Annotated in this window: 12 protein-coding genes; 8 read left to right on the top strand and 4 right to left on the bottom strand. The window is 71.0% G+C overall.

Annotation, left to right across the window (positions count from 1 at the left end):
* Window positions 1-215 precede the first annotated feature (215 nt).
* A complete protein-coding gene (locus OG408_RS39065) occupies window positions 216-869 on the bottom strand; it encodes a GntR family transcriptional regulator (RefSeq protein ID WP_326674248.1) in 654 nt (217 codons plus the stop codon).
* Between the two features lie 74 nt (window positions 870-943).
* Here OG408_RS39065 and OG408_RS39060 point away from each other — a divergent pair, with 74 nt between their 5' ends.
* The 5 genes from OG408_RS39060 (at window position 944) to OG408_RS39040 (ending at window position 7,865) form a co-directional block, all read left to right on the top strand.
* Entirely contained in the window at window positions 944-2,071 is a 1,128-nt protein-coding gene (locus OG408_RS39060) for an acetamidase/formamidase family protein (RefSeq protein ID WP_326674247.1), read from the top strand.
* The gene (locus OG408_RS39055; protein ID WP_326674246.1) at window positions 2,068-3,291 is read left to right on the top strand and encodes an amidase family protein; all 1,224 of its coding nucleotides are present in this window, start codon (window positions 2,068-2,070) and stop codon (window positions 3,289-3,291) included. The genes OG408_RS39060 and OG408_RS39055 overlap by 4 nt, the downstream gene beginning before the upstream one ends.
* Window positions 3,292-3,540: 249 nt before the next feature.
* Window positions 3,541-4,341 (top strand): SAM-dependent methyltransferase, encoded by an 801-nt coding sequence (locus tag OG408_RS39050; protein ID WP_326674245.1) that lies wholly within the window; start codon window positions 3,541-3,543, stop codon window positions 4,339-4,341.
* A gap of 369 nt (window positions 4,342-4,710) precedes the next feature.
* On the top strand, window positions 4,711-6,420 hold the full coding sequence (locus OG408_RS39045; RefSeq protein WP_326674244.1) for an MFS transporter: 1,710 nt from the start codon (window positions 4,711-4,713) through the stop codon (window positions 6,418-6,420).
* Window positions 6,417-7,865, top strand: a complete 1,449-nt coding sequence (locus OG408_RS39040) for an amidase (RefSeq protein ID WP_326674243.1) — start codon at window positions 6,417-6,419, stop codon at window positions 7,863-7,865. The genes OG408_RS39045 and OG408_RS39040 overlap by 4 nt, the downstream gene beginning before the upstream one ends.
* Window positions 7,866-7,966: 101 nt before the next feature.
* Here the strand turns inward: OG408_RS39040 and OG408_RS39035 are convergent, their stop codons facing one another.
* Together OG408_RS39035 and OG408_RS39030 are read right to left on the bottom strand one after the other, a co-directional pair.
* Window positions 7,967-10,639 (bottom strand): FUSC family protein, encoded by a 2,673-nt coding sequence (locus tag OG408_RS39035; RefSeq protein ID WP_326674242.1) that lies wholly within the window; start codon window positions 10,637-10,639, stop codon window positions 7,967-7,969.
* 176 nt (window positions 10,640-10,815) lie between these two features.
* Window positions 10,816-11,286: a MarR family winged helix-turn-helix transcriptional regulator gene (locus OG408_RS39030; RefSeq protein WP_285568093.1), complete on the bottom strand. Its 471-nt coding sequence runs from the start codon at window positions 11,284-11,286 to the stop codon at window positions 10,816-10,818.
* Window positions 11,287-12,223: 937 nt separating this feature from the next.
* Between OG408_RS39030 and OG408_RS39025 the strand changes: the two genes are divergently transcribed.
* The 3 genes from OG408_RS39025 to OG408_RS39015 all read left to right on the top strand — a co-directional run bounded on the left by OG408_RS39025 (window position 12,224) and on the right by OG408_RS39015 (window position 16,961).
* Window positions 12,224-13,786 carry a DUF4331 domain-containing protein gene (locus OG408_RS39025; RefSeq protein ID WP_326674241.1) on the top strand — a complete coding sequence of 521 codons (1,563 nt, stop codon included), beginning with the start codon at window positions 12,224-12,226 and terminating at the stop codon, window positions 13,784-13,786.
* A 359-nt stretch (window positions 13,787-14,145) separates the two neighbouring features.
* Window positions 14,146-15,237 (top strand): tetratricopeptide repeat protein, encoded by a 1,092-nt coding sequence (locus OG408_RS39020; RefSeq protein WP_326674668.1) that lies wholly within the window; start codon window positions 14,146-14,148, stop codon window positions 15,235-15,237.
* Window positions 15,234-16,961 (top strand): HoxN/HupN/NixA family nickel/cobalt transporter, encoded by a 1,728-nt coding sequence (locus OG408_RS39015; RefSeq protein ID WP_326674240.1) that lies wholly within the window; start codon window positions 15,234-15,236, stop codon window positions 16,959-16,961. Before OG408_RS39020 ends, OG408_RS39015 begins: the two co-directional genes overlap by 4 nt.
* A 143-nt stretch (window positions 16,962-17,104) precedes the next feature.
* Here OG408_RS39015 and OG408_RS39010 read toward each other — a convergent pair whose 3' ends face one another.
* Window positions 17,105-19,429, bottom strand: coding sequence for a hypothetical protein (locus OG408_RS39010; RefSeq protein ID WP_326674239.1), 2,325 nt, complete (start codon window positions 19,427-19,429; stop codon window positions 17,105-17,107).
* Window positions 19,430-19,501 lie beyond the last annotated feature (72 nt).

Raw genomic sequence — 19,501 nt, 5'->3', positions numbered from 1 at the left:
CGTTTCGGGAAAGAGTGACGTGCGATGACGTCCAGAAGGTGTATACAGAGACCGCGTTACGGCATACCGCTAACCGCGTGACGCTCGTGTTTCCGACAGCTCTTCACGGCCGCGGCTGCGGACGGGACCGCCGGACAGGTGGACGGGAAGCCGGGAAGACGGGCAGGAAGACAGCGGGGGTAAGGCGCATGGCGGCGGTGCGCAGCACCCTCCGATCAGCGCTTTCCGCGTAGCCGGTAGGCGGCTTGCGCACGCATGATGTGGTCGGCGACCCGGTCGCGCGCCTCCTTCGGGTCCTGGTCGCGCAACGCCTGGACAATTCCCTCGTGCTCGGCCCACGAGTCCGGTGCGCGCCGCGGGAGTTCGACTGAATACACCCAGGAGATCTTGTATCCGAGCTGTGCCACCAGTGCCGCCAGCGTCGGACTGCCCGACGCCTCGGCGAGTACCCGGTGGAAGCGGGTGTTGAGATCGGCGAGCCCCGTCGACGAGCCGGCATCCAGGATCTCCCTGGCCTCGGCCACGAGGAGTTCGAGCGTGGCCAGGTGCACCGCGGTCCGGCGGGTGGCGGCACGCTCGGCACCGAACGGCTCGATGAGCAGGCGGATGCCCAGCAGGTCCTCGGCCTCCTTGTCGCTCAACTCGGCCACGAACGTGCCCCCGTACGGACGCGAGTGGACGAACCCCTCGGCCTCCAGGGTGCGCAGGGCTTCACGGACAGGAATGCGCGAGACCCGGTAACGGGCCGCGAGCCTCTCCTCGGTGAGGCGGTCCCCGGGCGTGAACACGCGTGTGACCACGTCGTTCCTGATGGCGTCGCACACCGCCTGCCCCGCGTCCCGCCTCCGCACCGCGCCGAGTTCGGCCATGGCTCCGCCCTCCGGGTTTCGCCGGGCCGCATGGGTTAACCGGCTTGTAACGGGTGTATGCAAAGGTCAACGCCATGAGCGTACTTCAGCCTCACACCGGCACCATCGACGGTTCGGTCTACCTGGCCGCGGACCACGGGGCGACGACCTGGGGTCTGCTCCCCAACGCGGCAGGCCGCCCCGCCCTCACCGTCGACTCCGGCACCACGGTGTGCCTCGACACGACGAGCCACGAGGGCATCCTGCCGGACCAGGGGCGCGACCCGGTGAAGTTCTTCGCGGAGGCCGGGATCGCGGAGCGGGACGTGTTGCACGACGCGATCGAACTGGCCTCGTCCGACGCGCTGTTCGACCCCGGTGCGCAGGGGCCCCATATCGTCACCGGGCCGATCGCGGTGCGCGGTGCGCTGCCGGGCGACGTGCTGGAGGTCGAGGTCGTGCGCCTGCGGCGCAGGACGGCGTACGGCGTGATCAGCAACCGGCACGGGCGCGGCGCCCTGCCCGGGGAGTACCCGGCGCCGGCTCCGGGCCACCCGGACGGGCAGCCCGTCCCCCCGGTGTCCCTGGTCGCCCATGTCGACGACGACGGTCGCGGCCGACTGCCGGTCGGCGACGGGCGGGACATCGGGTTCCCGCTCGCTCCCTTCCTCGGCATCATGGGTGTCGCGCCCGCCACCGAGGAGCCGGTGCACTCGGTCCCGCCGGGAGCCCACGGCGGAAACCTCGACATCCGGCTCCTGGGTGAAGGCGCGCGGCTGTTCCTCCCGGTGCAGGTGCCGGAGGCCATGTTCTACGCGGGTGACCCGCACTTCGCCCAGGGCGACGGTGAGGTCGCCCTCACCGCGTTCGAGGCTCCTCTGCGGGCCACCCTGCGGCTGACCCTGCACTCCGACAGCCGGGCCCGGCGGCTCGCGGCAGGGCTCGCCGGCCCGTACGCGGAGACGGCCGGGCACTATCTCGTGACCGGTCTCGACGAGGACCTCGACGAGGCCGTCCGCAAGGCCACCCGTTCGGCGCTCACCTATCTCGCCGAACGCTGCGGCCTGCCCGGCTCGGTGGCGCTGGCCTATCTGAGCGCAGCGGTCGATCTGCGTATATCGCAGGTAGTGGACGGTGTGAAGGGGGTCCATGTGTGCCTTCCCAAGGCGGATCTCGGTCCACTTCTGATCGACGGACCCACCGCGCCGGGCCTGCTCCGGTGACCGGGGGAACGTCCGCTCCGAACCCGCTGCCCGTCATCGGGCCGTACGTCCCCTGGCTGCCGTCGCCCGTACTGCCGGAACCCGTCGCCGCCGCGGGCCTGGCCGGTGCCCGGGTGGCCGTCAAGGACGTGATCGACCTCGCCGGCGCTCCCACCGGCAACGGGCACCCCCTGCTGCTCGCCGAAGCCGCGACGGCTTCGCGTCATGCCTCGTGTGTGTCCCGCGTGCTGGACGCGGGAGGAGTGGCCGCGGGCAAGGCCCACACCGACGAGCTCGCCTACAGTCTGGGCGGCACCAACGCCCACTACGGCGCACCCGCCAACCCCGCTGCGCCCGGCCGTCTGACGGGCGGCTCGTCCAGCGGTACGGCGGCCGCGGTCGCCGGGCGGCTCGCCGACGTCGGGCTGGGTACCGACACCGCCGGCTCCATCCGGGTGCCGGCCTCCTACTGCGGCCTGTACGGGCTGCGCCCCACGCACGCACGCGCCGACCTCACCGGGATCAGCCCGCTCGCCCCCTCCTTCGACACCCCGGGCCTTCTCACCCGCACCCTTCCCCTGATGCGCGACGCCGCGGGGGCCCTCCTGGCAGGCACCGAGTCCGGCGACCTCACGACCCGCCGGCTGCTCGCCCCGGCCGACCTGTGGTCCCTGGCGGCTCCGGACGTACGCGCCGCACTGTCACCGGCTCTCGCCCGGCTGGCCGCCGGACTGGGTGTCGAGCCCGACCGGACCTCCCTGTTCGACGACCGGGCGCCGGTCCCGCACGCCGCGGCCAGAGACGCCTTCACCACGGTCCAGGCCGCGGAGGTGTGGCGCGCTCACGGCCGGTGGATCACACGGGCCCGCCCGGAGTTCGGCCCGAACGTCGCCGCACGGCTGCGGATGGCGGGCCGGGTGGGACGCGACCGTGAGGAGAGCGCCCGGGCCTGCGCGGCGGCCGTCGCCCGCTGGCTCGGCGAGCACCTGGCGGGCGCCGTACTGGCGATCCCCGCCACACCGACGCCCGCCCCGGCGTACGGCGAGCCGGGCACCGGAGTGCGCGAGGCGCTGCTCGGCCTGACCTGCCTGGCAGGTCTGGGCGGCCTTCCGGCCCTCACCGTTCCCGGTCCTCGCGCGGGCGGCCTGCCGGTCGGAATCTGCCTGCTGGCCGCACCGGGCGGAGACGAACAGCTCCTGGTGGCAGGAGCATTCGCGGAGGCTGCTTCGGGCGGGGGATGATGTTCCCGAAGACGTTCGGCCGGGAAGCGGCTTCGCTGACGTACGGCATCGGCCGGGGCGAAGACCTCTCCAGCCGCTGGACGTTCCGCACCAACCCCGTGGCCCGCCCCTCCCCCCTCTCTCTCCCTTTGTCCTCCACAAGGGAGTTGCTCCCCTGGTGGACTGGTGCGGATGATGTTGGTGAGGAAGCATGGGCGGGCGCGGTACGGGGGTCGTCCGCGCGATCGATGTGCGACATGAAGAGGGCCGATGACTGACGAGCAGGGCATCCGGACGCCGGTGGACGGAATCGACACGGGCACGCCGCATTCGGCACGGGTGTGGAACTACTGGCTGGGCGGCAAGGACAACTACGAGGTGGACCGCCGGCTCGGGGCGACGATGGAGGAGCTGTACCCGCAGATCATCGAGATAGCGCGCGCCTCGCGGGCGTTCCAGGCGCGGGCGGTGCGCTTTCTTGCCGGTGAGGCCGGGGTGCGCCAGTTCCTGGATCTCGGCACCGGGCTGCCGACCGCGAACGCGACGCACGAGGTCGCCCAGGAGGTCGAGCCGACGGCACGCATCGTGTACGTGGACAACGACCCGATCGTCCTCGCCCACGCGCGTGCCCTGCTGACCAGCCGGCCCGAAGGGGCGACGGACTATGTGCACGCGGACCTGACGGACGCGAAGTCGGTGTTGCGCGAGGCAGCCCGGACGCTGGACCTCGACAAGCCGGTGGCCGTGATGGTGCTGTCGACGCTGGGACACGTCGCGGACTCGGGCGACGCCGCGGCGCTGCTGCGCAGCTACTTGGACGTACTGCCCGTGGGCAGCTATCTGATGCTGTGCGACACCATCGGGACCCCGGAGACCGAGGCCGGTTCCGAGGAGTACGCCAGTGGCGGTGCCATGCCGTACATCTCGCGTCCCAAGGAGATCATGGCGACCTTCGCGGACGGACTCGAACTCGTGGAGCCGGGCTTCGGCTCGATCAGCCTGTGGCGCCCCGAAGAGCCTGTCGTCGGCGAACCGGTCGACCAGTGGGGATTCGTGGCCGCCAAGCGCTAGCCACCACCTGTCGTACCGATCGACCACGTGGCCGGGCTGACGGTCGGCCATCGCAGTCGCGCCCGCGGCAGCCGGTCGGCGGACGCCCTCGCACAGCTCCCGGCGCGGTGCCGTGAAACAGTGCAGGGCGTCCGGACGCGGCGACGCGGCACCGTTCCGGGCGTCTGCCGAGCCGGCATGGGGCCGCCCTCGGGCCATCCTGCCCCTGCCTGAATGCCGGACCCTGCGAGCCCCGGGGCTCCCCCGCCTCCTGATCACTTCCAGGCAGAAAGTTCCGCACACCCCCTTTTCCGTACCGACTGGTCGGTACTAGCCTCGCGGCGGCGAGCACGCACTGCGGCGTGCCGTTGACCAGCACTGGGAGGCAAGGTGTCGATTTCGCCACCGGCGACGACGGAGCCGCGCACGGCCAAGAGGGCGCCATCGGCACTGCGCGGACTCGGGGCGCGACGACTCGACCGGTACCCCGAACCAGGCGTACGGCACTGGTACTTGGTGGTCGTCGTCCTCGTCACGATCGTCCTCTACTACCAGCTGTACATCCAGTACGCGGTGTCGACCGCCGTCATCAGCCAGTACCACATGACGTTCCTGTACTTCGTGTACATCTCGGTGGCCGCCAACGCGGTGGGAGCGTTCTCCTCGCTGGTGGCCGGTCTCGCCGACCGCTGGGGCCGGGCCAACATCGTGGTCTACGGGCTTCTCGCGGTCGGCCTGCTCACCACGTTCGCTCTGCCCAACGCGCCCGGAAAGGTGAGCTACCTGCTCATCTACGCCGCGATCGCGTTCGTCGAGGGCATGATCCTGGTGGCCACACCCGCTCTGATCCGGGACTTCTCACCCCAGCTGGGCCGTGCCTCCGCCATGGGCTACTGGACGATGGGCCCGATCATCGGCAGCCTCGTCGTCACCGCCGTCACCTCACGCACCTACGGCGGCGGCACCACTTGGCAGGACGAGATCCGCTTCGCGGGCATCAGTGGTCTGGTGCTGTTCGTCGTCGCCCTGTTCGGGCTGCGCGAGCTCGCCCCGGCGCTGCGCGATCAGATCATGGTGAGTCTGCGGGACCGTGCGCTGGTCGAGGCCCGCGCCAAGGGCATGGACACGGACTCAGCGCTGCGCGCCCAGTGGCGTCAGATGCTGCGTCCGGACGTCGTCGGGTCGGCTGTCGCGATCAGCCTGTACCTGCTCCTGTACTACGCCGCCGTCGGCAACTTCGTGCTGTACTTCGCGACCACCTTCGGCTACTCGGCGCAGCGCGCGAACGCCCTACTGAACTGGTACTGGGGGGCGAACGCGATCACCCTCGTCGTGGCGGGAGTCGTCTCCGACCGGCTGCGGGTGCGCAAGCCGTTCATGCTGCTGGGCGGTATCGGCTCCATCGGCTTCACTCTGTGGTTCACCCTGCGCGCCACCGAACCCCACACCGGGTACTACACGTTCGCCCTGATCGTGGCCGGCATCGGTGTGACCAGCGGCATCGCCTACTCCCCGTGGATGGCGGGGTTCACCGAGACGGTGGAGCGGCACAACCCGGCCGCCACCGCGATGGGCCTGGCCGTCTGGGGCTGGACGGTCCGCATCACCGTGGCCCTGTCCGCGGCCTTCGTACCGCTCGTGGTGAACACCGTGACCCCTCTCATCGAGTACGGGCCGGCCGTTGAACAGGCTTCGGTCCAGGCCGCGCCCGCACTGGCGGTGACCAGGGCCCACCCCGAGATCTTCGCCGAACTCGACGCGTACGCACCGGACAAGGTGCCCGCCTCCCTGCTCTCCCGCGCGGAGAAGGAGGTCGGTGCCGAGCAGCTGCGCACGGTGCGGAAGGCTGCGCCGCAGCTGAAGCTCCTGCGCGAGCACGGGCCCGAGGTACAGCGGGCCAGTGCCGACAACCCGGGCAAGTGGCAGACCTGGTGGTGGGTGTGTCTGGGCGGGCAGGTGCTGTTCCTGCCGTTCGTCTTCGTCATGTCCGGCCGATGGCGGCCGCGTGACGCCCGGCGTGACCTCCAGTTGCACGAGGAGGCCGTGGCCCGGCAGTTCGCCGAGATGAGGCCCGACTCCGAGGAAGGACGCACCGCATGACCGAACAGACCCGGCTGCACGAACTCACCGCGCTCGAACAGGCCGCCGCCGTGCGGAAGGGCGAGGCCGGCCCACTGGATCTCGTACGCCATCACCTCGCCCGCGTGGAGCGGTACGACGGACGTTTCGGCGCCTTTCTGACGCGGACTCCCGAGGCCGCACTCGCCGAAGCAGCGGCTCTCCCGGAGCGGCAGCCCGCACACCGCTCGCCACTGTTCGGTGTGCCGACCGCCGTCAAGGACCTCGTCGACACGGCCGGGGTTGCGACCACGTACGGGTCGAAGGCCTTCGCCGGTCACGTCCCTGATACCGACGCCCACACGGTGACGCGGATGCGTGCGGCAGGCACCATCAGCCTGGGCAAGACCAACACACCCGAATTCGGCTGCTGTTGCTACACGGACAACGATCTCGTGGGCCCGGCCCGCAATCCCTGGGACCCGTCTCTCTCCGCAGGAGGGTCGAGCGGCGGAGCCGCGGTGGCCGTGGCGCTCGGCCTGGTCCCCGTCGCCCATGCAAGTGACGGCGGTGGCTCCATCCGGATCCCGGCGAGCGTCTGCGGGCTCGTCGGCATCAAGCCCTCGCGGGGCCGCGTCAGTTCGGGACCGTCAGGCGCCGAGGTCACGGGCCTCGCGGTGCAGGGTCCGCTGGCCCGGTCCGTGCGTGACGCGGCGGCCCTGCTCGACGTCCTGGCCGGGCCCGAGCCGGGCGACCCGCACTGGACGCCGCCGCTGCCGGCCGGCGAGTCGTTCCTCGGCCATGCCGACCGGACTCCCGGACGGCTGCGCATCGGCCGGTACGCGGTACCGGCCGCCGACGGCATCACCCTCGACCCTGCCTGCCTGGCCGCCTGGGAACACGCCTCTCACCTGCTGGAGAGCCTGGGCCACGTCGTGGAGGACATACCCACCCCGTTCGGCCCCGAGATCTCCGAGCACTTCGTGACCGCATGGGGTGTGCAGTCGCTCGGGCGCTCGCTGGAGGCCGGGCGGGAGAGCCTGCTCCGGCCGGTGACCCGGGCCTGGAGGGAGTACGGGCGCGGAGTGTCGGGCGAGCAGTTCGCCGCGGCCGTCACGGCGATGCACGGTGCCGCGCGGCGCGCGATCCGTTCGACACAGGCGTACGACGTCGTGCTCACCCCTACCCTTGCGACGCTCCCGCGGAGCGTCGAGTACTTCGACGAGTCGGGCGACCCGCTGGTCAACCTGTACCGGCAGAGCGCGTTCAGTGCGTTCACCAGCCCGTACAACATGACGGGCCAGCCTGCCGTCAGCCTTCCGCTGTACTGGACGGAGGGGGGCCGGATTCCGGTCGGGGTCCAGCTCGTGGGGCGCCCTGCCGACGAGGCGACGCTGATCGCGCTGAGCGCCCAGATAGAGGAGGCGAATCCCTGGCGGGGCCGGTACGCGGACCTGCTCGCCGAGCCTGACGCCGGCGCGCGCTGACCGGAGGCGGAGGCCGGGGCGATGGACGGGGTGAAGCACCGCGGACGAAGTGCACACCTGGCACCTGCGGAGCTGCCCCGCACTTCGTCCGAGCGCCCCCGCTACAGCCGCATGTCGTGGCCGATGCGTCCCGTCCCGCCCGCATTTGGCACGGACAGCAGCTCCGCATGCGGGGCATGGGCGGAAGCCGACACGACGAGTGTGTGCGGACCCGGCCGCAGCCCGGCGACGCGGTACCGGCCCGACTGCACGGACCCTGCCGCGACCCGTTTCCCGCGTGCGTCGATCACCGTGATCCATCCCGCGCAGCCGGCCGGGTGCCGGTCGCACCGGACGGTTCCCGCGACGGTGACTCCACCGGAAGGCGTGGCCGAGACGGCTGGAGGAGTGGGCGGAACGGACTGGGGTGCGGCCGTCGCCGTTCCGGGAGCGGCAGTGGTCGAGACGCCGGCGGAGCGCCCGGAGGTCGCGGCGTCGTGGGGCGTCCGTCGGATTCCCCACTCCGCCACGAGTGCCTGCGTGCGCCGTTCCATCGGCGAACTCACGACGTCCTGCCGCGGAGTGCTGCGCACGGTGAGTCCGCAGCGCTCCGCGTACCCGGCGAGGGATTCGTCGAGCGCGGCCAGTTCCCGCAGGGCCGTACGGATGCGGCCGGCGCGGGGCCCCGGTGGAGCCGGGTCCAGGTCCGCCTTCAGTTCCCGTATCAGCGGGGTCACTGCCTGCCAGGGCTCATCCGGTTCGCCGGTGGCCAGGGCGCGGTCCAGGGCCCGCAGCGAACCGGTCAGTGTGGCCGTGATGCGTGTGAACCGTTCGGCCTGCCGGGGCGCCAGGTCGATGTCGATGTCGGCGGCAGCCGCGAGGGCGCGGGCGTGACCGGTGGCCGTGGTGAGCAGGGCGGTGCGGTTGTCCGCGTCCCGTTCCCGCACACCGAGGGGCATCCTGACCAGTGGCCGGACCAGGCTCACGACCTGGAAGAGGGCGGAGTCGACCGCGCGAGCGGCTCCGCGCAGCCGGACGGGGGCATCGGGGTCCTCCCAGCGCAGGGCCAGTTGCGAAACGAGTTCGTCGACGGCGGACACGTAGCCGCGCTCCGCCTCCCGCGTGATCCTCCGGCCGGACAGCGGGAAGATCAATGCGGCGCACACGGTCGCGACCAGTATGCCGAGACCGTTGTCCAGCAGCCGCTCGCCGAGCAGGTGGTCCATGCCCGCGTCGGGCGTCGTCAGCCCGTACAACTGCACGAGTGCGACGACGAGGCCGACGACCCAGAAGGCGTAGGCGCGCTGCATTCCCCAGGCGCCGAGCGTGATCCCCGCCACGATGACCGTGAGCATCACGTAGACGTGACCGTGACCCACCAGGTGGAGCAGGGCGATGCCGATCACCGCGCCGACCACGGTGCCGGCCATGCGGTGGCCGAACTTGCGCAGCCGCTCATGGGTCGTGTTCGTACCGAAGAGGGTGATCATGACGCCGACCAGCCCCCAGTAGAAACGGTGCGGGTCGATGGCGTCGGTGATCGGGCAGACGATCGCGGCGGCCACCCCCGCGTGGAGCGGTGCGCGTACGAAGGGGACGGCGCGTCGCCAGCTCGTCTCCGTCCCTGCCGCGAGCACGCGCTTCGTCGCCGCGGCCGATCCGGCGGGACGGTTGCGCTCCAGGGCGACGGTGGACTGGAAGGGGACCTCGTCCGGTGACTCGGGAGAGTTCCGGCCCAGCGCGAGCCAGTGGGACAGCGAGCCGGCCAGCGAGTCGAGGAGGTGGGCCACGCGACAGGCCGGTTCGACGCTCTCCGCCTGCCCGGTGCCCGTATCGGTCTGCTGCTGCACGGCATCGGGAGGGCTGGGCGCGGCATGGGGAAGGTGGGGCACAGCGTCGGCCTGCTGCCGGATGATCTCGGCTGCGGGGCGCAGTCCCTGGGCGCCGCCGAGAGGGGTGTCCCGCGCGACGACGAGTCCGACGACCAGTGCCTCGCGCAGGTCCGGAGGCACATCGAGCCGCGTCAGGTCCTGGACGGCCCGGCCTATCCCCCGCAGGGCGAGCTCCGCGTCGAAGAGGTGGCGGTGGAGCAGTTCGGCCATGTCGGGATCGGCCGCGACCTCCGGCTGGGCGAGGCGTCCGTCGATGGTGACGGTGGTGACGTTGAGCCGGCGCAGTGCGCGCGCCATACGGCGTACCGCCCGTTCCTGGTCGGCATCGGGGTCCAGTGCCTCGACGGCCGCGTCCGCCACCCGGCGGGCTTCCACGACGAACGCGCGCTGGGTGCGCAGCAGGTCCTCGCGCGGCATCGGGTAGCAGAGGAGCAGCCGGGTCGCGAGCACCGCGGCGGCGGACGTAAGGGCGACGAGGAACGCCTTGCCCGACATCCCCGCGGGGATGTTCGCCATCATGCCGACCATCAGGCCGTTGAACAGCATCATCCCCGTCAGCAGGGACAGCTGGCCGAATCGGGCCAGGAAGAACGTCAGGGCGAGCGCGCCGACCATCAGGCCGATCTCCAGGCGGCGGTCGTCGTGCAGCTCCGCGGCCAGCCACAGGACGGCGGCGTAGGGGAACGGCATCCACAGGATGGCGTGGGTCAGCCGCTGCCAGGTGTTCTCGGCGACGGCGAAGGCGCTCATCAGCCCCATCATCCCGCCGACCATCATGCCGATCATGGCCGGGATGTCGAGGGCGCGCGCCATGCCGTAGCCGACCGCGAGGGCGGTCACCATCGCGACGAACGTGCGCCATCCCGCCTGCAGCTGGCCGAGGCCGGGATCCGCCGCGAGCACCCAGTCCCAGCGCCTTCGGGGTCCGCCCACCCGGCGTGGTGCGCGGGCGCGGGGAACACCGGCCCCGGATACGGGGGTGCATGGCGCGGCAGGCCCGGGTGCGGGGGTGGTGCCGGTGGGTGGTGCGGACGCTGCTCGGGCCGACGCCGTGCCCGACGGCGCGGCTCCTGGGCTGGTCAACTGGTCTCCGATTCCATCGCGTTCAGCAGGGTGGTGAGGGCGTCGCGGGCGTCGCCCACCGCGCGCTCGGAGTCCTCGACGCCGGCGTCGAGGCCCCTCAGGAGCGCCGCGGCCATCCGTCGGCGCCCTTCTTCGAGCAGGGTCCGGCCGGCCGGCGTCAGGGTCGCCTCCACGACACGCCGGTCGGGTGCGCAGCGTTCGCGCGAGGCCAGCCCGCGTTCTTCGAGGCTCTGCAGGACCACGGTCACGCGCGGCTGCGCCATACCCGTGTACGCCGCGAGTGCGGTCACCCGCCGGGGGCGGTCCTCCAGCGCGTCGAGTACGGCCGCCTGGCTGCGGGTGAGTCCGAATTCGCCCGTGCGGAAGAGTGTCTGCGCCAGTCGTCCGATGCCTCTGAGGAGGCCCCGGGCAGCGGCCTCGATGCGCTGCTCGTCGGTGAGCCCTGACGGGGATGACGATTGATGCATATGGCAATTATATATATGTCAAGAGAGGACCCGGAACCATGTGCGGGCAAAATGCCCGGCCTGTCCCGGCGCATCCCGTCCACCCGACAGACCCCCAGACACCCGTGAGACGGCGCTCACCATCACCACTCGATCACCGCCCCCGGCCCGAGAGCTCACAGCCCCGACCGCCCGGTGACGTTCACCGCAGGCGAGACACCGACGGAGATACCCATGGGGTTCAGTTTCCCCATGGGAGGGATCGCGAAATTCCGCCACCGACTTCCGGGAATGCCGAATAGCCGATTGCCTGGCGGCGCTATTGATCTCGCGCCCTTTCGGTTTATTTCCTCTCCGCAGTCGCCACAAAGCCCCTCGCAGGGGCACATCCATGAGTGATTCGTAGCAGCGCCGGTCGCGGATTGCTCCCGGATCGAACCCGTCGCAGATTCAGGCCTGCTCGTGTGCCATTCAAGTGATCAAAGGACTGGCGGTCGATCGACCACGCCAGGCCGATCCCCTTGCCTGCCAGCCGAGTTGACGGCTGTCATGCACTTCGATCCGACAGGAGAAGCCCTCCGAGAGGCACTACACCACTACTGCGAATAGCTTGCAATAAGGGTCAGGTCCCACTTTTGGCCTACTGACGGAGTGGCGTGATTCAGCGACTTTCCGTCCGCTCGACGGCGCCCATTCCTGCGTTCATCTGCGGCTATTGAGGAATGGAACGTTCTGTCGATGAATTTCTTGACACTGGCGTGAGTTCATTTCCGGAGAAATGTGGTTCGCTGTCGCCCCGACGATCAGCGGGGCCCCGCCCCCTGGGCATACGCCCGGATCTTCATGTCCTTTGCGCGTGATCGTCGGATCCGTTCGATCCACCCCACGGATACCCCGGACCGGCACGTGTGACCCACACAGGCGGTGCGCGGTGATCCCTCTGTCGAGAGGCTCAGTCTTGACCTCCCCCACTCCGAGGCCGCGCAGCCGGCGCGTCCTCGACCACTCCCTCCTCGTCCTCGGTACCGGTGCGCTGGCCACAGGTCTCGGCGTTCTCTCGCTCGCACCCGGAATCAGCGCGGCGTCGAGCCACCGCGAGGCCCCGCTGATCGCCGGTGACCCCCGGGCGGACAACACCGACGTGTACGCCTTCACCAGCCCCGACCGCTCGGACACGGTGACGCTCGCCGCCAACTGGATTCCCTTCGAGGAGCCCAACGGCGGTCCGAACTTCTACCAGTTCGCGGACGACGCCCGGTACAACATCAAGATCGACAACACCGGTGACGGCAACGCCGACGTCACGTACAGCTGGCGCTTTCGCACCCTGACCCGGGACGCGGGCGGCCAGTTCCTCTACAACACGGGCCCGGTCACCTCGCTCAACGACCCGGACCTCAACATCCGCCAGGTCTACGACCTGACGGTGACCACCTCCCGAGGCACCTCCACGATCCTGCGCGGAGCCCCGGTCGCGCCGTCGAACGTCGGCAAGGCGTCCATGCCGAACTACGCCACCCTGCGCTCTCAGGCGGTACGCAACGTGCCGCGCGGCGGCAAGGCGTTCGCCGGACAGGCGGAGGACCCGTTCTTCGCCGACCTGCGCGTCTTCGACCTGCTCTACGGCGGGGACCTCAGCGAACGCGGGCAGGACACCCTCGCCGGGTACAACGTCAACTCGGTGGCGCTCCAGATCCCCAAGAAGGACCTGGCACTGCGGGGCAACGCCACCCGCAACCCCGTCGTCGGCATCTGGTCCACCACCGAACGCCGCGGCGCCCAGGTCACGGACTCCCGCAGCGGAAGCGCCCGGACCGGGTGGAAGCAGATCTCCCGTCTCGGGAACCCGCTGGTCAACGAGGTCGTCGTACCGCTGAAGTACAAGGACGCCTTCAACACTCTCAACCCCAGCCAGGACCGTACCGTCCAGCCCGTCGTGGACAAGGTGCTGGACCCGATCCTGCCCAAGCTCATCCAGAAGGTGTACGGGGTACCGGCTCCCAAGGCGCCCCGCAAGGACCTGGCGGAGATCTACCTCACCGGCATCTGCAAGGCCTGCGGACCGATCAAGGCCGATCTGAACGCACACCGGCTGAACAAGGACGCCTCGCTCAAGAAGATCGTCCCGGCCGAGGAGCTGCGCCTGAACATGGCCGTTCCGCCCACCGCGCAGCCCAAGCGCCTCGGGGTGCTCGCCGGAGACCTGGCCGGCTTCCCGAACGGGCGCCGGCTGGCGGACGACGTCATCGACATCTCCCTCCAGGCGGTGGAGGGCGCTGCCCAGACCGGCAAGCTCGTACCCGCACTCGCCGCCGGCGACAAGGTCGACGCCAATGAGGTGCCCTTCGGCGCACGCTTCCCGTACCTGGCGCTCCCCCACTCCAAGAGCGTCAACAGCGGACCGTCCGGAACCCGGCAGTCGGCGATGAACCCGTCGCACGCCGCGGCCCTCGGCACCGCGGGTGTCGCCCTGCTCGGCCTCGGCGGACTGCGCCTGCGACGGCGCCGCGCCACCAGCTGACCGGCCGCCCCGTCCAGGGGTGATCCCGGGTGACGGCGGTGTCCGGACCGGACCCACCGGTCCGGACACCGCTTCCGCCCCCTGCCCGTCACACATCACAGGGAGTACCAGTGCCAGGCCCGACCGACCATGCCCCCACTGCTCCGGCCCGCGGCGGCAGACGACTGCGCAACACGGCCATCACTCTCGCCCTGGGGGCCGTCCTGTTCTCGGTCGGAGCGCTGGGCCTGGCTCCGCAGCAGCAGACGCCGGCCGCGTCGTCCGCGGCGGCCGGCCCTCGTAGCGCCGACCCAACGGAGGCCCTCCGGGCCCGGGTACGCCAGCTGCCCGCCGACCCCGCGGGCTGGTCCTCCCTCGGCATGGCCTACGTACAACAAGCACGGAGCACCGCCGACGCGGCCACCCACGCCCGGGCCGAGACCGCGCTGCGCAAGTCCCTGGCGCTCCAGCCAGCCGACAACTTCGCCGCGGAGACCGGAATGGGCGCCCTCGAAGCCGCCCGCCACCGCTTCGCCCAGGCCCTGACCTGGGCACGCCGGGCCACCGCGTCCAACCCGTACAGCGCACCCGCCCAGGGTGTCCTGGCCGACGCGCTCACCCAGCTCGGCCGCTACGAGGACTCCTACGCGGCGGTCCAGCGCATGACCGATCTCAGACCCGACAGCAGCGCCCTGGCACGCGCCTCCTACAGCTGGGAACTCAGGGGCGACACGAAAAGGGCGCGCGACCTGATGAGCAGGTCGCTCCAGGCCGCCGGTACTCCGGCGGAGAAGGCCTTCGCACTGACCCATCTCGCCACGCTCGCCCTGGAGTCGGGCCACCCCCGCACCGCGCTGGGCCTCGCCGGTTCCGGTCTCACCGCGCTGCCCGGGGACGCCGCCCTGCTGGAGGCGCGCGCCCGCGCCCACACCGCGCTCGGCCACCACGAGCAGGCCGTCACCGACTTCACCGCCGCCATCGCCGCCGCTCCCCTGCCCCAGTACCTCCTGGGCCTGGGAGATCTCCAGACATCCCTCGGGCACCCGGAGAGGGCCGAGCAGCAGTACGACGTACTCAGGGCTCAGGAGAAGCTGCGCGAAGCCACCGGCGGCGTTGCCGACGTCGACGGAATCCTCTTCGAGGCCGACCACGGGAACCCCGGCACGGCGGTCACGATGGGGCGTGCGGCGCTGCGCCTGCGGCCGTTCATCGCGGTCCACGACGCGATGGCCTGGGCCCTGCACCGGGCCGGCCGTGACACCGAGGCCATCGCGCAGGCCGACCTCGCTCTCGCCCAGGGCACGGTCAGCGCACCGTTCCACTATCACCGGGCGCTGATCAACGAGGCCCTGGGCCGGACCGGTGCCGCCCGCACGGACCTCGGGCGCGCCCTGGACACCGACCCTCACTTCCATCCGGTGGACGCCCCCAGGGCGCGCGCCGCGCTCAGCAGAATCGAAGCCGCCCGATGAACCGAACATGCCTTCACGTCCTCGCCGCGCTGACCCTCACCGGATCGCTGACGGCTGTCCTGACGGGCCTGGCCACCACCGCCCACGCGCACCCCCTGGGCAACTTCACGGTGAATCACCACACCGGGCTGACCTTCCGGCAGGACGCCGTGGACGCGGTGATCGTCGTGGACCGCGCGGAGATCGCCACCGCACAGGAACGGCCGGGCGTAGACCGCGACCACAACGGCGTTCTCGATCCGGCGGAGAGAAGCTCCTTCGCCGCGCAGGGCTGCGCCGTGCTCGCCCGTCAGCTGCACCTGGACATCGCCGGAACACCGGTGCGCTGGAGGACCGGGAGCAGCAGCCTCACCTATCACCAGGGCGAGGGCGGTCTGCAGACCAGCCGGATGGCCTGCACCCTGACCGCTCCGGCCGGTCTGGCCGCCCCGGCGGACATCGGCGTGCGTACGGGCTACGACGAACGGCGCATCGGCTGGCAGGAGATGACGGCGCGCGGACAGGGCGTCACGCTCACCCGGTCACCGCTGCCGGCCACCTCGCCCACCGACGAACTCCGCCACTACCCGAAGGACCCGCTGGCCACACCCCTGAACCAGCGGTCGGCCCGGCTCCACACCGAACCGGGGGACGGCCGCTCCGCCGCTGCCACCCGCACGGTGCTGCCCGGAGCGGGCCCGCTCACTGCGGCGCTCGGCAAAGTGTCCGCGGCCTTCGACTCGCTGGTGGGCCAACGCGAACTGACCGTCCCCGCAGGGCTCCTGGCGCTCCTTCTCTCATTGGTGCTGGGCGCCTCGCACGCGGCGCTTCCCGGCCACGGAAAAACGATCATGGCCGCCTACCTGGCGGGCCGCCGGGGCACTCCACGGGATGCCGTCACCGTCGGCGTCACGGTCACCTTCACCCACACCGCAGGGGTGCTGGCGCTCGGGCTGGCCCTGCCGGTCGCCACCTCGCTGGCCGGGGAGACCGTCCTGACCTGGCTCGGTCTGATCAGCGGGCTGATGGTCACCTGCATCGGCTTGTGGCTCCTGCACACCGCCCTGACCAAAGGCGCGGGCCACCACCACCACGCGCACGGCCACGGCCACGACCACGGCCACAGTCACGGCCATCACCATCACGGCCACCACCACGGGGATGCTCACGAGCACGATGTCTCCTCCCCGTCCGCTTCCCATCAGGCGGACCACCACCACGATCACGGGACGCAGGCGACGCCTCGGTCCGACCCGCCCTCCGCGACGCGGCTCCTGCCGGAACGGCGTCAGCCCGGAGCGACCTCGGCCGAGGAGGGCGGCACGGTGCTCGCCCCGGCCAAGAGGGACACGCATACCCACTCCCACACTCCGCCGTCCGCCCGGACCGGCCCCGTGCACGGAGCCAGGACGTCCCGCACCGGCCTCATCGGCATGGGGATCGCGGGGGGCCTCGTCCCCAGCCCCTCGGCCCTGGTCGTCCTGCTCGGTGCGGTCGCCCTCGGACGTACGGCCTTCGGCGTGCTGCTCGTGGTCGGGTACGGCCTCGGCATGGCCGCCACGCTCACCCTCGCCGGCCTGCTGCTGGTCCGACTGCGCGACAGGATCGAGGCGCGGGCGGACAAGTTCGCCCGCCTGCGTGCCCCGGCCGCCCGCCTCTCGGCAGTCGTACCGGCCGCGTCCGCCGGTCTCGTACTCCTCGTCGGTGTGCTGCTGACCCTGCGGGCGGTCGCCGGTCCCTGGTAAAGGTCCGGTGGGGTCGGCCGAGCGTGATCCGGCGGGGCGCGACAGGGCGAGTGTCATGATGCGCTCCCGGATCCGCCCCGTCCGGAGAACGAGTGCGGCAGACAACCTGTGCGCAGGGCCGGTCGTACGCATGCAGACCGCGCTTACGGAGCACTCTGCTCATCGTTCCTGCCACGCGAGCCTTTCCTCCAGAACGCGAGGGAGAGCACCTTCTGCTCGTGCTTGGTCTGCTCGTACTTCAGAATGCCCTTGAACTTGGGCTGCCTTGCGGCCCGGCAGGAGAGCCGGTCAGCATCCTGCGGCAGGCCCGCACCCGCGAGCGCGATCACCAGAACCGCCTGCTGGTCCGTGGGCCAGCTCTGCACCACGGACGCGATGATCTGATCGACCACGTCCGGAGCGCGTGGCCGTGTGCGGTTGTCAAGGTTGTGCAACTGACGCAGCAGGAGCACGAGTTCACCGATGTCGCGTTTGCCCGTACAGCCTCGCACTACGGCGGTGACGGCGGAGTCCCGCCAGGCCGCGGTCAGGGCGAGGAGGAGCGGTGCCATGCTCGGCCCCTGAGCCGCACGAGCCCGGGCGCACAGTTGGTCTTCCTGCACGACCGCAGCGTCGGAGTGGTCGAGAGCCTGCAGAAACATTCCGGCATGGCCGGTGGGCTTCTCCCGAAGCGTGTGCTGGAACACCACCTCGGCCAGCTGGGGCAGTTCACGCGTCTCAAGGCTTGTGAACAGATGAGCGGCCCTTTCCGGGCTGCCTGTTGCGGCCACCATCTCCACCACGGCCTCCGCGCCGGGGTAGGCCTCGTCCAGACAGCACAGGAGGGATCGCGTGGAGGCGGCGGAGTGACGCATCGACCCCATCAACGCCTGTGCGGCCTGCGGGAAGTGATTCGTGCTGTACAGATCGGCGATCATGGTGGCGACAGAGTCCGCCGGCCAGAGCCCCACCGCACGATCCACGACCGAAGCCGCGTCATGGCTGCGCCTCCCCTGCACCAGGGCACGTACCAGGGCAAGGACGTGGGAAACCCCGCGGCTCTGTGTCGCGGAGAGTATGAGATCGGCCTCCCCGGTCATGCCTCTGGACGTGAAGCACTCCATGGCGGTGACGACGCTACTGGCCTCGCGCCGTTCCGCGACCGCGACCGGCAGCGACTCTGCGTGCTTGTGCCGGCCCGCAGCGCGCAGCGCGATGACCAGTTCCACCACCTCCTGCACATAGCGCCGGCCCGCGGCCGGTCCCAGCGCCGCCAGGCTGAGGGGCTCGACCTCGGTCCCGGCCGCCCACACGGTGACCGCCACCACCTCGGACACCGTCCGCACGACGAAGGCGGCGGTCAGCAGGCTTTCGGCGAGTTCACCCAACCCACTCCTGTGCAGTCCCAGCGACAGGCCGACGATGTCGCACGGGGACTTCAGCTCGACCGAGGAGCGGAGTACCGCCGCCACCCCTTCCTCGAAGCCCGCCCGGTGCAGTTCGCCGACGAGCGCCGCGGTCTCGGCCACGGGCCGCGTCATCACCAAGGCCGGCACGACACTCTCCGCATGGGCGTGAAGACCGGCCCGCTGCAACCCCGACAACAGCGCCGCCACCTCCTCCACCCGGCGCGAACGGCTGGCCGCCGAGACCAGCTCGCGCGCTATCGCCTGCTGCGTGCGCGCCTCCAGGTCGCCCACCACTTCGACCAGTTCGGCCACGGAAGAGGTCTGGTTCGCCGCCTCCAGCGCGGCCATCAGCGACGACGCCCCCTCGGCGCCGCCTTCCAGCTGCGCCATCGCGTCGAGTTCGGTCTCCAGCTGATGACACTGTTCCTCTGCGGCGATCAGCTCGGCCCTCGTGACGGCGAGGGCCTCCTGCAAGTGCACCATCTCCTCGCGGAGGTCGTCGCAGTCCCTCCGCAGCTGCTCGTACTCCCCCTCCCACAGGGCCACGTCCGCCCGATGAGCCAACTGCTGGTTGTCGAGGTCCCGTTCGAGGTGCTGGGACCGGCTCGTCGACTCGGACAGGCTCCGCTCGCGATCGTGGAGGGCCTGCTCCAGGGCCCGTTCGCGTGTCTTGATCCGGCGGGTCTCCTCGTCCGCGCTCGCCAGTTCGTCCTGCAGCTCCTGCATGGCGCTGTGGCGGCGGTTCGCCGACTGCGCCACCCGGTGCGTCTCGCGCAGCGCGGCCTCGGCCTGAAGGGTCAGGGGCGCCGATTCCTGCCGGACATCGCTGATCAGGCCCGCCACGAAGTCCCACGGAGGGACCCGGTCACCGTTGAGATAGCGCGTCACCGAGCTGGGGTCGAGATGACGGCGCACGGCGTACCGCCGCCGGCTGATGCCCAGGGCCCCGAACAGCGCCTGGAGGTCCTCGGCCAAAGCCCTCTTCTCCGCGGGCAGGTCCTCCTTGAACGCCACCGGACGTTCCGGCCGTAAAGGGCCGCCGGGGCTGGTGTCGATGATCCCAAAGGCGATGTCAGACATGCCCACCAGTATCCGCCGGGAGCCGCACCGGAATGGCTCGTCCGGCGTTGCCAACTCAGTTGGCAACGCCGC

Origin of the sequence: Streptomyces sp. NBC_01257 (assembly GCF_035917255.1) — a bacterium.
Lineage (GTDB): Bacteria > Actinomycetota > Actinomycetes > Streptomycetales > Streptomycetaceae > Streptomyces.
Note: the sequence above shows the minus strand (reverse complement) of the source record. Positions and strands in the feature narration are given on the sequence as shown.